1 protein-coding gene is annotated in these 716 nt (G+C 65.4%); it reads left to right on the forward strand.

What is annotated here, in order from left to right; genetic code table 11:
• Window positions 1–716: thiolase family protein (locus A5688_RS09880; RefSeq protein WP_131812443.1), on the forward strand; the 716-nt coding region annotated here is incomplete at both ends.

Raw genomic sequence — 716 nt, forward strand, 5'->3', positions numbered from 1 at the left:
GCGGTGCTGTCCGCCGGTTGGCCCGAGACGGTACCGGGGACCACTGTCGACCGGCAGTGCGGATCGAGCCAGCAGGCAGTGGATTTCGCCGCCCAAGCGGTCGCCGCCGGCGCCTGCGACGTAATAGTAGCGGGTGGGGTGGAATCCATGAGCCGACTGCCGCTTGGCGTAACGCGGCAAAGTGGATTCCCATACGGCCCGAGGGTTATGCAGCGGTTTGACGATTTCTCGTTCAATCAGGGACTGTGCGCCGAGGCGGTGGCACGAAAGTGGGGATTGACGCGGGTCGATCTCGATGCCTACGCCGCAGCGTCGCATCAGCGGACCGCCGCGGCTATCGACTCCGGTGCATTCGACGCGCAAATCATCGTACTTTCCACGGAGACCGGAGAATTCGATACCGACGAGGGGTTGCGCCGTGGCACCAGCATCGAGACCCTCGGACAGCTCAAGCCGTTGTTCATCGAGGACGGGCTGATCCACGCCGGTAATTCGTCACAGATCTCCGACGGCGCCGCCGCCCTGCTGATCACCACCGCCGACAGGGCCGCCGATCTGGGGCTGACTCCGATGGCCCGCTACGTCGCCGGAGCGGTGGCCGGTGCAGACCCGGTGCTGATGCTGACGGCACCGATTCCTGCCTCCGAGATGGTGTTGTGGCGGGCCGGACTCGGTATCAGCGACATCGGAGTGTTCGAGGTCAACGCGGCTGGCTC

The organism is Mycobacterium mantenii, from assembly GCF_001667865.1.
GTDB classification, from domain to species: Bacteria; Actinomycetota; Actinomycetes; order Mycobacteriales; family Mycobacteriaceae; genus Mycobacterium; species Mycobacterium mantenii_A.